The organism is Bifidobacterium sp. (genome assembly GCF_022640935.1).
In the GTDB taxonomy this organism is placed as follows: Bacteria; Actinomycetota; Actinomycetes; order Actinomycetales; family Bifidobacteriaceae; genus Bifidobacterium.
The window spans coordinates 39,021-52,328 of the sequence record NZ_JALCCV010000005.1 but is presented as its reverse complement, the minus strand read 5'-3'; the positions used below and the strand labels follow the sequence as shown (position 1 = coordinate 52,328).

11 protein-coding genes and 1 tRNA gene are annotated in these 13,308 nt (G+C 59.0%); 8 read left to right on the top strand and 4 right to left on the bottom strand.

Features of this window, described 5'->3' with window-relative positions; translation table 11 throughout:
• Nucleotides 1–74 precede the first annotated feature (74 nt).
• Both LKG04_RS02810 and LKG04_RS02805 read left to right on the top strand, forming a co-directional pair.
• On the top strand, nt 75–890 hold the full coding sequence (locus tag LKG04_RS02810) for a LysR family transcriptional regulator (RefSeq protein WP_291761620.1): 816 nt from the start codon (nt 75–77) through the stop codon (nt 888–890).
• Between the two features lie 454 nt (nt 891–1,344).
• Nucleotides 1,345–2,418, top strand: coding sequence for a YeiH family protein (locus tag LKG04_RS02805; RefSeq protein WP_291761622.1), 1,074 nt, complete (start codon nt 1,345–1,347; stop codon nt 2,416–2,418).
• Nucleotides 2,419–3,034: 616 nt separating this feature from the next.
• On the opposite strand, the gene LKG04_RS02800 is transcribed toward LKG04_RS02805, so the two are convergent.
• Nucleotides 3,035–3,376 carry a hypothetical protein gene (locus tag LKG04_RS02800; protein WP_291761625.1) on the bottom strand — a complete coding sequence of 114 codons (342 nt, stop codon included), beginning with the start codon at nt 3,374–3,376 and terminating at the stop codon, nt 3,035–3,037.
• Between the two features lie 481 nt (nt 3,377–3,857).
• On the opposite strand from LKG04_RS02800, the gene LKG04_RS02795 reads away from it, so the two are divergent.
• From LKG04_RS02795 to iadA, 6 genes are all read left to right on the top strand, one after another.
• On the top strand, nt 3,858–5,435 hold the full coding sequence (locus LKG04_RS02795) for a glutathione ABC transporter substrate-binding protein (protein ID WP_291761627.1): 1,578 nt from the start codon (nt 3,858–3,860) through the stop codon (nt 5,433–5,435).
• Nucleotides 5,436–5,533: 98 nt separating this feature from the next.
• Nucleotides 5,534–6,460, top strand: coding sequence for an ABC transporter permease subunit (locus LKG04_RS02790; RefSeq protein ID WP_291761629.1), 927 nt, complete (start codon nt 5,534–5,536; stop codon nt 6,458–6,460).
• Nucleotides 6,461–6,475: 15 nt separating this feature from the next.
• Nucleotides 6,476–7,366, top strand: a complete 891-nt coding sequence (locus LKG04_RS02785) for an ABC transporter permease subunit (RefSeq protein ID WP_291761630.1) — start codon at nt 6,476–6,478, stop codon at nt 7,364–7,366.
• A 27-nt stretch (nt 7,367–7,393) separates the two neighbouring features.
• Entirely contained in the window at nt 7,394–8,308 is a 915-nt protein-coding gene (locus tag LKG04_RS02780) for an ABC transporter ATP-binding protein (protein WP_291761632.1), read from the top strand.
• A 58-nt stretch (nt 8,309–8,366) separates the two neighbouring features.
• Nucleotides 8,367–9,227 carry an ABC transporter ATP-binding protein gene (locus LKG04_RS02775; RefSeq protein ID WP_291761634.1) on the top strand — a complete coding sequence of 287 codons (861 nt, stop codon included), beginning with the start codon at nt 8,367–8,369 and terminating at the stop codon, nt 9,225–9,227.
• A gap of 256 nt (nt 9,228–9,483) precedes the next feature.
• Nucleotides 9,484–10,638: a beta-aspartyl-peptidase gene (gene iadA / locus LKG04_RS02770; RefSeq protein WP_291761636.1), complete on the top strand. Its 1,155-nt coding sequence runs from the start codon at nt 9,484–9,486 to the stop codon at nt 10,636–10,638.
• A 172-nt stretch (nt 10,639–10,810) separates the two neighbouring features.
• Here iadA and LKG04_RS02765 read toward each other — a convergent pair.
• The 3 genes from LKG04_RS02765 to tgt form a co-directional block, all read right to left on the bottom strand.
• Nucleotides 10,811–10,893, bottom strand: a tRNA-Leu gene (locus LKG04_RS02765).
• Between the two features lie 123 nt (nt 10,894–11,016).
• Nucleotides 11,017–11,871: a nitroreductase family protein gene (locus LKG04_RS02760; protein ID WP_291761638.1), complete on the bottom strand. Its 855-nt coding sequence runs from the start codon at nt 11,869–11,871 to the stop codon at nt 11,017–11,019.
• A 95-nt stretch (nt 11,872–11,966) separates the two neighbouring features.
• Nucleotides 11,967–13,268: a tRNA guanosine(34) transglycosylase Tgt gene (gene tgt, locus LKG04_RS02755; RefSeq protein ID WP_291761640.1), complete on the bottom strand. Its 1,302-nt coding sequence runs from the start codon at nt 13,266–13,268 to the stop codon at nt 11,967–11,969.
• Nucleotides 13,269–13,308: the final 40 nt, after the last annotated feature.

The window sequence follows — 13,308 nt, the reverse complement described above, 5'->3', positions numbered from 1 at the left end:
TAGCATGATTTGTCAGTGAAATTTCGTGGGGTGTGCGTTGGAGTTCCACGCCGCTGCTGCGCTAGGCTTGACCCATGTTCCCCTTGCTTGAGACCCTTGTTGCCGTGGTCGAAATCGGTCAATTCACGCTGGCCGCCGACGAGCTTAAGGTTTCGCAGCCCACGGTTTCCTCGCGCATCGCGCAGTTGGAACGCGTGGTCGGGGCGCCATTGTTCGAGCGTCATGCGAAAGGCGATGTGACGCCGACCGAGGCGGGGCTGCTGTTGTACCGTGCAGCGACAGGCATCGGCGATTCGTGGCGTGAAGCCTGCGAGCAGATCGCGGCGAGTCGCGAGCGTCGCGAGCCGTTTCTTGCATTATTCTCCCATACCGCGTCCGAGGTGCTGCTGCCATCGGCGCTGGCTTGTGGGGCGAACGGTCTTGCGCAATTTGACCTGCGCACGGCGACGCTGAATTCCGACGCGATCCTTGAGCGCACCGGCATAAAGGCCGCGCAATTGGGCATTGTGGAGAAGCCCATCGTCAATGAATCGGTGAGCCGGGTCACTCTGCGTGAGGATCGGCTCGTGTGGGCCGGGGCGCAGGGTGACGTGTGGCTGGTGCGCGAGCATGGTTCCGGTGTGCGCTACTATACCGATCTATTTTTCAAAACCTGCGACAGGACTCCGGCGCACAGCATCGAAGTGGCCAGCAATGCGGCGATTGTAGCCACTCTTGCTGCTGGATTCGGCCAGTCAATCGTCTCGCAGGCCGCCGTGCCCGAGCATGTGCCAACGCGCGAGTTGAGCGGCGAATTCGTGCGGCGTTTCTACGCGTTGATACCGCGATCCGGACTTTCGCGCGCGCAGCGTGTTCTGGCTCATACGATGGTCGATGCGATGCGCGGGTGAACGGATGGCGGTTGGGCGAGGGCTTGTCTGCTGAGCGCTTGGTTACGTTTGATTGATCGCTTTCTGTGTCCGGGATGGCCGGAAATCCTGAAATTTTGTGCACAAGAAACAGGCATCTCTCTTGTACGTAGCGTTATTGGGGTGCTGCGGAGAGTTATCTGCGTTATGTGAGGTGCTATTTCGCGGAGCGTTGAGTATCTGACGGCATAAAACCGCCATTTTCTGGTCGCGTTACTTGGAGCGTCGCGCGATTACCGCTGCGCGCAGCGCAGATAGAAGCAGGGATTAGTCTTAAACGTTGATCACAGGACCGAGTGGGCTGGTGGTGGACCGGTTCTTGCGATGGCTGCGGCATGATGACCAGGGTAATCCATATAGCATCGAAATAATCAATGCCAAACATAGCTAAGTTCGATTTGACCGATGCTGATTGCATCCGGTTGAATGGGCGTCTATGAGAGAGTTCCAGAAGAAATGGGCGAGGCGCGTCTTCACCGCTGACATGCTGTTCGTCGTTGTCGTGACGCTCGTCGCATCGCTGATTGGCGCATGGCTCAAGCAATATCCGGGGTTCAGCCTGTTCGGCGCGCTGATTATCGCGCTGCTCATCGGCATGATGCTGCAGTTCCCGATTCGCCGGTGGTGCGTTGCCGCTTCCAAGAGTTCGCAGCAACGCCGCGCAGGCATCAAGGACGCCGCCGGGCTGATCTCCAACAAGCTGCTGCGCTTGGGCATCATTCTGCTCGGTTTCAAGCTCAATCTCACCGTGCTCTTCACACAGGGCATCAAATGCCTGCCTATTGCGGCTCTCGTCGTCACATTTAGCATCATGGTGACTTACGCCATCGCTCGCAGGCTCGGCGTCGACCCGATGCTGGCGATTCTGGTCGCCGGTGGTACTGGCATCTGCGGCGCGGCAGCCGTGATGGGCCTGTCCGGCGCGATCCGAGTCCCCGAAGAGCGCGAAACAGAGAAGGCCGACGACGTGACCATGGCCGTGGCGACGGTGGCGATCATGGGCACGGTGTTCGCGCTCGCCGAAATCGCGTTCGGCCCGCTGACTGGCATGAGCCATACGCAGCTCGGCATCATGGCCGGCGCCTCGCTGCACGAGATCGCGCATGCCGTGGCGGCCGGAGCCGCATTCGGCGCGGTGGATATTGCAACGATCATGAAACTATCGCGCGTGCTCATGCTCGTGTTCGCGGCCATTATCATCGCCATCTGGTGGGATAAGCGCCACAGCCAAGTGGCCGGCGGCGGCAAACGCGTGGTCGCGTTCCCGTGGTTCATGCTCGGCTTCATCGCGGCTTCGGTTATCGGCACCTTCGTGCCCTTCGTCGCCGCAATCACCGCGCAGTTGGTGAACGTCGCCTACATCGTGCTCGGCATGGCCATGGCGGCGCTCGGACTGACTGTGAACTTCAAAGCCATCGCTGTCCAGGGCCGCCGCGTCTTCCTGGCAAGCTTCCTCGCCTCGATTCTGCTTGTATTCCTGGCCGCTGGCGTTGCGAAGCTGTTCTTCTGAACAATGACAGGACATATATTCGAGTACTGCGTGAAGCATTGTTTCTTCAAGCGAGGGATCCCGATTCTTTCTGCAGTTTACTGCAGAAAGAATCGGGAAATGCATAGGGCGGCTATGGCGTTCACACGTCAAATGCACAATCAGATATTGCTCCTGCTCTGCCGAAGGAGATTCTCTTTGAACTATGTGTTGTGCTGAGCTATAGAAAAAAACTGTTCTGCCAAGGATGGCAATACAAAGATAAAGCTCTCTGCGAGTTGTGCGGCAATTCTGCCCGGCATGGCCACGATACTTTCGCCTGCTGCCGTGGAACACGAATTTACGGTCAGATCATTCAAGGCAGGGGCGTGCGATTCGCAGCCTTTGCAATCGGTCGTTTTGCCAGTGCGGCTAGGCCCTCGGGCGAATGCCATCAAAGTCTCGGCGGAACAGTCCAGCTCAGTGTCCTTCGCCGCATACGAAATCAAATAAGAACAAGAATAAAGGAAGCGGGACGCCGTCGTGACTGTCGGCAGCCCTGCGACCCTGCCTCGATCGGCGCGAGCGGCAGGGCCGCAGGGCGACGATCGATCGTTTCGGAAGTTTCCGGACGATCCCAGTCCCATCCTGAGCTGTGCTAAAGCCTGATGTACCAGCCGTGGTCGCGCTGCTGTTGGGCGATGAACACGATTCCCGAGGGCACCACTTCGATGCGCGGATCCAGCGAAGCCGGCAATATGCCGTGGGTCCGCAGCGCCTTGGCGCATGCGACAACCGTCAGACCGTCGGGAACATCCGCGCCATCGAGCTCGTGCAATCCTTCGACGGCATTGTGATTGACGACCAGCAGCACGCAGTCCGCGCACCCTGGATCGCTCAGGATCCCGGATGCAAGCCCCAGGCCCCGCGCAACATCCTTGCCATCATCCGACGCATGCAGGAGCACAGGCCTATCTACGAATTCATTGTTGTCCGACATAGCTCCACGATATCGCGCAAAATCCATGGTATCCACGATATCCGCGGTGTCCGCTGTTTCGTGCTCATTGCTTGGCGAAGCTGAATGGACTGTGAGACGGCGCCTCGCAGTGCGCACAGCATCAAACTAGATCCAGATGATGATACCTGGCCTGAAGCGCAGCCGGCCGAAAGCGCTCAGTTCGTTAATCTGATTGAAACATATGCTCTACAGGTAGCAAACATTGGGCCACGTATGATGCTGTATACATTCGTGAGGCGGCTCTGACGATTCCGTTGGAGGAGTCGGCTCACGAATCCGTCGACAATACTAAGGTCTATTGCCAGGCGCGGGGCAACGATTTCAGGAAGTTCCCGTTTTCGTGCGGATTGCCCCGGCGCGGTCGGCACGGAAAACGATTTCTTCGAAAGATTTCCCCGTGCGCCCGATTGCTTCGGTAACCGTTCGCACTGGCTTTGGCACTAGGGAAGGGAATGAGGCAATGAGGAAGTCAAGATTCAAAGTTCTTGCGTTGCTGCTGTCCATGGTTTTTCTTACCGCGTGCTCCTCAGGCACCGGTTCGTCGCAGGGAGGCTCGTCAAACGCCGCGGACAGCAACATCACTGTTGCCGTCTCGGCGGATTTCACGACGATGGATCCGCAGAATACGAACGACAACCTGTCGTATTCCGTGCAGAAGACCATCTATCAGGGGCTGCTCGGTTTCGATAAGAACATGAAGGTGATCGGCGTGCTGGCCGACTCCTGGAAGGTCAATGACACAGCGACCCAGATCACGTTCAAGCTGCGCAAAGGCATCAGCTTCTCGGATGGCACGCCGTTCAATGCGGAAGCGGTCAAGGCCAACTTGGACCGCGTCACCGCGCCGGACAGTGGCCTGATCCGCGCAAGTCTGTTTAACGTGATCGATAACACCAAGGTCATTGATGATTCCACCGTCGAGGTCAATCTCAAGCAGCCGTTCGGCGCGATCGCGAACACCTTCGCACATCCGGCAGGGCTCATGATCAGTCCGGCAGCTATTGAAAAGTACGGCAAGGAAGTCAGCCGCCACCCGGTCGGCACCGGACCTTACATCTTCAAGGAATGGGTTTCAGGCGATCATCTTACCGTCACCAAGAACGACAAGTACTGGGATAAGTCCAACATCACCCAGGCCGATTCAATCACCTTCAAGCCCACGCCCGAGGATGGCACCCGCATCGCGATGCTGCAAAGCGGCGAGGCGGACTTCATTTATCCGGTTCCCGCGAACCAATTCAAGTCGCTGTCTGCCGGCGGCAAATACGATGTGACCGCAGGGGACTCGATCTATGAGCAGTATGTCTCGATGAACACGAACGTGAAGCCCTTCAATGATGTAAAGGTCCGCCAGGCGATCAATTACGCCATTGACAAGCAAGCGTTCATCAACGTCGTGTTCTTCGGCCAAGGCGAAGTCGCCGATGCCCCGCTGGCGCCCAGCGTCCAGTACTACGCCAAGCAGGGCAGCTATGCCTTCGATCTCGCCAAGGCGAAACAGCTCATGACCGAGGCCGGCTATCCCAACGGTTTCAGCACGACGATCTGGAGCAACAATACCTCCCAGTCCCAGCAGGCGACCGAGTTCGTCCAGCAGCAGCTCGCCAAGATCAACATCAAGGTCAAGGTCGAGCAGATGGAATCGGGCACTCTCTCCGACCGACTGTGGGGCGCCAAGACTCCCGCGGACGCCGAGGTGCAGATGTACTACGGTGGCTGGTCGCCTTCGACCGGCGATGCCGACTGGGGCCTGCGGCCGCTGCTTGGCGGCACGGACAGCTTCCCGCCGAATTCCTACAACACCGCCTATTACAACGACGATGTCGTGAATGCCCAGCTGAAGGCTGGTTTGGCCAGCGCGGACGACTCCGTGCGGGCCGAGGCATACGACAAGGCGCAGGCGGAGATCTGGAAGACGGCGCCGTGGGTGTTCTTGACAGTCCCGAAGAATACATACGCGTCGCAGAAAAGCCTCCAGGGCGTGTATCTGTCTCCCGACGGTCTGCTGAATGTGGGCGATCTGAGCTTCGGCAAATAACGAGTCGTAGCGCCAGCAGTTTCGTAGCATCGTAACGCGACCATGCCGTCCGCAGAGCCGAGCAATGCTCTGCGGACGGCATATATGGGAGGGATCTTGTGGGCAAATACATAGCCAAGCGCATCATCGGGATGATTCCTACGCTGTTTTTCATCACGATTTTCGTTTTCCTGTTCATCCATTTCATTCCCGGCGACCCCGCAAGGCTCGCCGCAGGGCTTGATGCTTCGGAACAGACAGTGGCGCAGATGCGCCAGCAGCTGGGGTTGAACGAGCCGCTGATCGTCCAGTACAAGGACTTCCTGGTGAGCCTGTTCACCTTCAACTTTGGCGATTCGCTGCGCACTCACCAGCCAGTGACCGTGGAGATCGGATCGCGTTTCATGCCCACGCTCCTGCTGAGCTTGGCCAGCTTATTCTGGGCGATCATCTTCGGCTTGCTCATCGGCGTGTTCTCGGCGCGCAACCGCAACACGTGGAAGGATCATCTCGGTATGATCCTGGCGGTCGCCGGCATATCGATCCCGTCTTTCTGGCTCGGTCTGATGCTCATGCAGTATTTTTCCGTGCGCTTCGGCTGGTTCCCGACCGGCGGCATGGGCTCCGGCTGGCGCGATTACGTGCTGCCATCCCTGACGCTTGGCATGGGAACCGCAGCGGTCGTCGCCCGGTTCACGCGCTCCTCCATGATCGAGGTGTCGAAAGAGAATTATCTGCGGCTGGCTCGTGCAAAGGGGCTGACTGAACGTTCCGTGGTGTATGGGCACGGGCTGAGAAACGCCTTGATACCCATCGTGACGATGATAGGCCTGCAGATGGGTTTCATGCTGGGCGGCTCGGTCGTCGTCGAGACGATCTTCAACTGGCCGGGAGTGGGAAGGCTTCTGATCGACTCGGTGAGCTACCGCGATTACACGGTCATCCGCGTATTGCTGCTGCTCTTCTCCGTTGAGTTCCTTGTGATCAACCTCATCGTGGACGTGCTCTACGGGTTGTTGAATCCGAAGATCCGTTTCGAGAAATAGGAAGGTGGGCCGGTCATGACCGCACAGGGAATCGTTGTCGAAGACAACTACTCGCATATCGGGGCGACTTCGCCCGTCCGTGCCTTCTTCTCTTCGTTCCTTCGCCAACGGAACGCGCTGATCGCTGCGATCTTCATTGCGCTGCTGGTAGTCGTCGTCATTCTGGCACCCGTAGTCGCGCCATATAACTTCTCGCAGGCCGATTATAACAGCGTTCTGCAGGGGCCGTCCGCGCGCCATCTGTTTGGCACGGACTCCTTCGGCAGAGACATCTTCAGCCGGGTTCTGTATGGTGGTCGCATCTCGCTGGCCGTCGGCGTCTCCTCGGTGGCGGTGGCGGCGGTCATCGGCAGCATCCTCGGGCTGCTGGCTGCCTTCTATGGCGGCTGGCTCGACAGCATCATCATGCGTTTCTCTGACGTGCTCTTCGCCTTCCCTGGCATCATTCTGGCGATCGGCATCATCGCCATCCTCGGGCCGGGCCTGTTCAACGTCGTCGTGGCGGTCGCCATCTTCGGCATCCCGAACTTCGCGCGCATCGTGCGTGGCAGCGCTTTGGAAATCCAGCAATCCGAATACATCGAAGTGGAGCATTCGCTGGGGGCGTCGAATGCGCGGATCATCTTTTCGCACATCTTTCCGGGTACTTTCGCCAGCATCATCGTCAACTTCACGATGCGCCTGGGCAATTCCATCCTGACTGCCGCAAGCCTGAGCTTCCTCGGCTTGGGGGCCCAGCCGCCGTCGCCGGAATGGGGCGCCATGCTCAGCGACGGACGCGACTACATCGCCACGGCGCCCTACGTCGCGTTCTTCCCGGGCTTGGCCATATTCCTCACCATTCTGGCATTCAACGTATTCGGCGACGGGCTGCGCGACGCCCTCGACCCCAAGGTCGAGGACTGAGAGGCTTAAGGCCAAGAAGGAGGCAATATGGGAACCTTACTGGACGTCGAAGGGCTCAACGTATCATTCGTGCACAATGGAGCCCGGACGCATGTGGTCAAGGGCACCGATTTCAGGCTTGCATCCGGCGAGACGCTCGGCATTGTGGGTGAATCCGGCTCAGGCAAAAGCGTGACCTCGCTGTCATTGATGCGGCTGCTGCCGACGAACGCGGAAATCACCGCAAAGACAATGCGCATGGGGGACACCGACATTCTCTCCATCCCGAAGAAGGTGCTTCCGCGGTTTCGCGGCAGCGAGATATCGATGGTTTTCCAAGATCCCATGACGAGCTTGGATCCCGTGTTCACCATCGAAAAGCAGATCACGGAAACGATCGAAGCCCATCAGCAGGTTTCGCACAGCCAGGCGCGCAAGAAGGCGTTGGAGCTGCTCGAACTGGTGGAGATACCGAATGCGAAGGAACGCATCAGCATGTATCCCTTCGAATTCTCGGGCGGCATGCGCCAGCGCGTGGTCATCGCGATCGCGATCGCCTGCAACCCGAAATTGCTCATCGCCGACGAGCCAACGACCGCGCTGGACGTCACCGTGCAGGCACAGATCATCGCGCTGTTCAAGAAGATCCAACGAGAGATCGGCATGTCGATCATCTTCATCACGCACGATCTCGGCGTCATCTGGGAGACCTGTCAGAACATGATGGTCATGTACAACGGCGTGGAGGTCGAATACGGCTCGACCAAGCAGATCTACACGGCCCCGCAGCACCCTTACACGCAAGGCTTCCTTGCAGCGCAGGTCAATCAGGCCATCGCGCCGGGCAAACCGCTGCAGACCATCGATTACTCGACATTCTCCAAAGACATTTTGAACGATCCCGATACGCCAATGCTCGAATACGAGCCAGGGCATCGATACCTGAGTTATACGGCGGGTTAGATGGTCGGATGGGCAGCGCAAACATAGGGAATTACGGGCATTGCACAGGAGGTTTGGCGTGAACGAGCATGAGACGGTGTTAAAGGTGACCGGGCTGAAGAAGACCTTCATGAAGAAAGGGTTTCTCGGCCTCGGGCACAGGGCAGCTGTCCAGGCGGTGAAATCCGTGGATTTCTCGATCGGACGCGGCAAGACCTTCGGCATTGTGGGCGAATCAGGCAGCGGCAAATCCACTATCGCCAGGCTTGTCGATCAGCTGATCGAGCCGGATGAGGGCGAAATTGTGTTCGATGGGCAGGACATCACCAGGCGTGACAAGAAAGCTGTGCGCAAGGGCCGTTCCGCGATGCAGATGGTATTCCAGAATCCGTATGGCACGCTCGACCCTCGTAAGCCGATATCCTATTCACTTGAGGAGCCATTCGCCATTCACAAGGTGCCGATATCCGGCAAAGAACGCCGGCAGCGCATCGAGCTCATGCTCGACACCGTGGGTTTGGAGCGGGGGAGCCTGAACCGCTACCCGCACCAGTTTTCCGGCGGCCAGCTGCAGCGGCTCAATATCGCCCGCGCAATCATCCTGCGGCCCAAACTCGTCATCTTGGACGAATCGGTTTCGGCGCTCGACGTATCGGTGCAGGCGCAGATCCTCAATTTGCTCAACCGGTTGCAGCGCGAATTCGGACTGACGTATCTGTTCATTTCGCATGATCTGAATGTCGTGCGCTACTTCTGCGACGATATTGCGGTCATGCATTTCGGCCAATTCGTCGAGGTCGGGCCCGCCGCGCAGATCTACGCGAATCCGCAGCATGACTACACCAAGGCGCTCATTTCCGCCATCCCGGTCGACAATCCCTTCGAAAGCAAGGCGAAGTACATCTACCGCGATGAGAAACTGCAGCTGATGGAGGAGTAAGGGCTACTGGGCAGGCGGCACGGTATGGAATCCACGATTCATTTGATTGTGACGGGTCACTGCGAGACCGGACCTGCAAGAGAAAATCCCATGAGGCGACACGGGTGGCGACGCCCGAAGTCGCGCACAGTTTCGCAAAGTCCGATACAGTCGTGTGAAGACTGCGGCGTGGACGGGTTGCGCGCCGCCCAACCGCATTGTCCGATTGCAATATCCGAACGCGTCCTCCGGCCGTATCGGAAGAAAAGAGCTGAATATGATTCTGGTTACTAATGCCCATGTGTACGCCCCGAAAGATTTAGGACTGCACGACATCCTCATCGCGGGCGGCAAGATCCTGCGCGTCGCCGACAAGATCACGCTTCCCGCTGGCGCGTTCCCTGATCTGCAAGTCGTCGATGCAGCCGGGCGCATCGTGGCGCCAGGCTTCATCGACAACCATGTGCATGTGGTCGGCGGCGGCGGCGAATCCGGATTCAACACCATGGCGCCCGAGGTGATGCTTTCCGAATTCGTGCGCAATGGCGTCACCACATGCATGGGGCTCTTGGGCACGAACGGCATTACGCGAACCCCACGCGGCGTCTACGCCAAAGTTCGGGCGTTGAACAAAGAAGGCATCACGGCCTATATGTACACCGGGTCGTACAGCTACCCCTCGGTGACGATCACCGGCAGCGTGGCCGACGACATCACCTTCATCGACGAGGTCATCGGCGTGAAGCTGGCGCTCTCCGACCACCGCGGCTCCTTCGTGACCTACGAGGAGCTGTTGCGGCTGGCATCGCAGGCCCGCATCGCCGGCATGCTCGCCGACAAGGCCGGCGTCATCTTGGCTCATATGGGCGAGGACCCGCTTGGACTCGACCTCGTCCTGCGTGCCGTGCGTGAGACGAGCCTGCCGGCCAAAACCATCCACCCCACGCACGTCAACCGCATCCAGCCGCTGCTGCAGCAGGCCTTCGAATACGCGAAGCTGGGCGGCTTCATCGACCTGTCATGCTCCGATCGCGAAGAGCGCAGCGTATGCGCAGCCATTCAGGATGCACGCAGTCAAGGGGTGCCGCTCGACCAGATCACCATCAGCTCTGATGCCAATGGCAGCACCTCTACATATGACCCGGCGGGCAACCTGCTGAGCATCGGCGTGCTCACAATGGATTGCATGCACAGCGAATTCCAGCGTCTTGTTGCTTCTGGCGAATTCAGTCTGCCGCAAGCCCTGAGCTTCTTCACCTCGAATGTGGCTCGCTCCTTCTCCCTGCCCGCCAAAGGCCGGATCGCCGAAGGGCTCGACGCCGACCTGCTCTTCTTCGACACCAACGAGGAGCTGACACTCGAAACCGTTATCGCCAAAGGCGAGCTGATGATGACCGACCGCAAGATCCTGCGCAAAGGCACATATGAGTGAGACAAATCAACAGAGGAGCTCCGCACGAGCTGAGCCATGGCCTGAATGAATCATGGGCGGACTGCCGTGCATACCCATGCCGCGGGCACATTGTTGGCACGAGGCCAGTTACGGGGTAGGCAAAAGCCCCCGGATCGTTGGCATTTCAAAGATCCGAGGGCTTAATCACCGGTGCGAGTAGGGGGAGTTGAACCCCCACGAGCATTCGCTCACTACCACCTGAAGATAGCGCGTCTACCATTCCGCCATACTCGCAGACAAACAGCTAACTTACTACGTGCGCGGTACGACCGCAATTCGGAGTGTCGCCGAAGCGTGAACGCGGATGCAAAAAACCGCCTTGGACGGATCCCGCTAACGCAGATTCCGGCCCTATCGCTACTGCCGCCAAACGACGTGATGCGGATATGCTCCGATTTCGAAGTTGCACATCGCGCAGCCGAGGCCGACGTGGGCGAAGAGGCCTTCGGTGGCCTGGGCGCTGACGGTATCGTCGCCGTGCAGCTCAATGATGAACGGCTGTTGGCTGAGTGAAGTCGGCGCCAGCATCGCCGCGTGCATGCCGCGAATGAACCACTTTGGCGCCTGCGAGGCCTCTATGCCTTCGGGCAGCTTGCGCAGCTGCTCCATCGGCTTCGTATGATGTTTCGCGCCCGGTCGTGCAGGGTGGCCGAAAGCCAGGATCCAGATCACATGCTCGCCATCGCCGAGGCTCCACCAGCCGTCGACCGCGTTGTCCAGCACCGCCCACGAGGTTGCCAAGCCGAGGTGAACGATACGCAGGGACAGCAATTCGCCATAGTAGCCGACCTTGATTTGGAGGGCGGTTTCGTCCGTGCCGGTCGTCGTTTGACGGGCGTGAATTTGAGCATCATGAGCCTGCGCATGCGAAGCCGCACTCGCCGATGTGCCCAGATCAGGGATACTGCTGCCCGCGCCGATCAGAGCGATGGCATTATGGACCCCGCTGAATCTGCCGTAATGGGTCGGATAGCCGCAGAATGCGTCGGCCAAGCCGTTGGCCAGCTGAATATGCAAACAGGATGTGGCATTGCAGACTGCGATTTCTTCTTTGATCGTTGCCAGTGACTCATCATCCACCGGTTCGTCGGTGTACATTCGCACGGAATGGCGCTCGGCTACCACATTCTGCAGGTCAGAAAAATTGTGTAAATCCGAGAGATTGTGCGGGTCGGGAACACCGTGCGGATTATGCAGACCGTGCAAATCCATGATTCCCGCCTTTCCTCGTGCGAACTGTGTTAAGTCTCTTGCGGCATAATCCTATCCGACACGCGACGCCGGAATCGCGCATGATGGTTTCCCGTTCACCCCCGGCTGCCGTTGGCGTAGAAACGCGCGAGCGACTCGTCGCGAAATTCATCGAAGTATCCGCCGTCGATCGAGATGCGGATGTCGTCAAGCAACTTCACGAAGAAATGCTCGTTATGGATCGTGGCCAGGGTGAAGCCGTTCAGCTCATGCGCCCGCAACAGATGATCGACGTAGGCGCGCGAATAATGCGTGCACGTGTAGCAAGTGCAGTTTTTTTCGAGAGGTTCGAAATCGTGCCTGTAGGCGGCACGCTTGATGTTGTAGCGGCCGTCACGCGTGTAGATCGCGCCGTTGCGACCGGTGCGCGCAGGAGAGACGCAGTCGAAGGTGTCGCCGCCGTTCTCCACGCAGGCGAAGATATCGTCCACGGCGGCGATGCCGAGCACATGCCGGGGGCGGCTTTCGGGCATCTCGTCGCAGATCCAGGCGCAGGTGTCGCCGATCACGCGCTTCTCAATGGCCCCGCCGATGCCGACGCCATCGAAATCAAGCGAGGCAATCTGCTGCGCCGCGTGGCGCCGCAGGTCCTCGTAATTCGCGCCTTGCACCACCCCGTAGAGCGCCTGATACGGCTTGCCGATGCGAGTCTCAGTCAGTCGCTGATGTTCGGCGACGCAGCGCCGGGCCCAACGGAACGTGCGCTCGACCGAACGCTCCTGATAGCCGCGCGTGTTCATCAGCGTCGTCAGCTCGTCGAAGGCGAACATGATATCCGCGCCGATCTTATGCTGGATGCCCATCGAGATCTCGGCGCTGAAGCGATGCTCTGAGCCGTTGAGCGGAGATTTGAAGGTCACGCCGTCCTCGTCCACGAAAGCCAGACGCTCCTTGCCTTTGGCAATCACGTCATCAGACTTCATGCCCTTGACGTCCATCGCGAGGGTCTTTTTGAACCCCGCTCCCAATGAAAGCACTTGGAATCCGCCGGAATCGGTGAACGTCGGCCCATCCCAGTTCATGAACTGGCCAAGACCGCCGGCCTCGTCAAGCACGTCTTCGCCGGGGCGCTCGAAGAGGTGGAACGCGTTGGACAGTAAGCATTGTGCGCCGAGCTCGCGCATCTGTTCGGGCAAAACGGCTTTCATTGCAGCCTGTGTGGCTACGGGCACAAACGCTGGGGTTTTGATGTCGCCATGCGGGGTATGAATAACGCCGGTGCGGCCGTACCGGGCTCCACCTCGTCCCTTGCCTCGGGCCGAACCGGGCAGGCGCGTGGTCGTTTCGAAGCCGAAGGCGTCGCGGTTGCCGGGCTGGTCTGGCCGCGCTCCACTAGAGCGCTCAAGAAGACTGGTCATATCGTTCACTCTAGGCGAAGCCCTGCCGCAGCGCCGTGGG

Coding starts and splice junctions, on each gene's coding strand:
- LKG04_RS02805 (WP_291761622.1), top strand. CDS start 1,345: ATGAGAGAGTTCCAGAAGAAATGGGCGAGGCGCGTCTTCACCGCTGAC.
- LKG04_RS02810 (WP_291761620.1), top strand. CDS start 75: ATGTTCCCCTTGCTTGAGACCCTTGTTGCCGTGGTCGAAATCGGTCAA.
- LKG04_RS02795 (WP_291761627.1), top strand. CDS start 3,858: ATGAGGAAGTCAAGATTCAAAGTTCTTGCGTTGCTGCTGTCCATGGTT.
- LKG04_RS02760 (WP_291761638.1), bottom strand. CDS start 11,871: ATGGATTTGCACGGTCTGCATAATCCGCACGGTGTTCCCGACCCGCAC.
- LKG04_RS02785 (WP_291761630.1), top strand. CDS start 6,476: ATGACCGCACAGGGAATCGTTGTCGAAGACAACTACTCGCATATCGGG.
- LKG04_RS02780 (WP_291761632.1), top strand. CDS start 7,394: ATGGGAACCTTACTGGACGTCGAAGGGCTCAACGTATCATTCGTGCAC.
- LKG04_RS02800 (WP_291761625.1), bottom strand. CDS start 3,376: ATGTCGGACAACAATGAATTCGTAGATAGGCCTGTGCTCCTGCATGCG.
- tgt (WP_291761640.1), bottom strand. CDS start 13,268: ATGACCAGTCTTCTTGAGCGCTCTAGTGGAGCGCGGCCAGACCAGCCC.
- iadA (WP_291761636.1), top strand. CDS start 9,484: ATGATTCTGGTTACTAATGCCCATGTGTACGCCCCGAAAGATTTAGGA.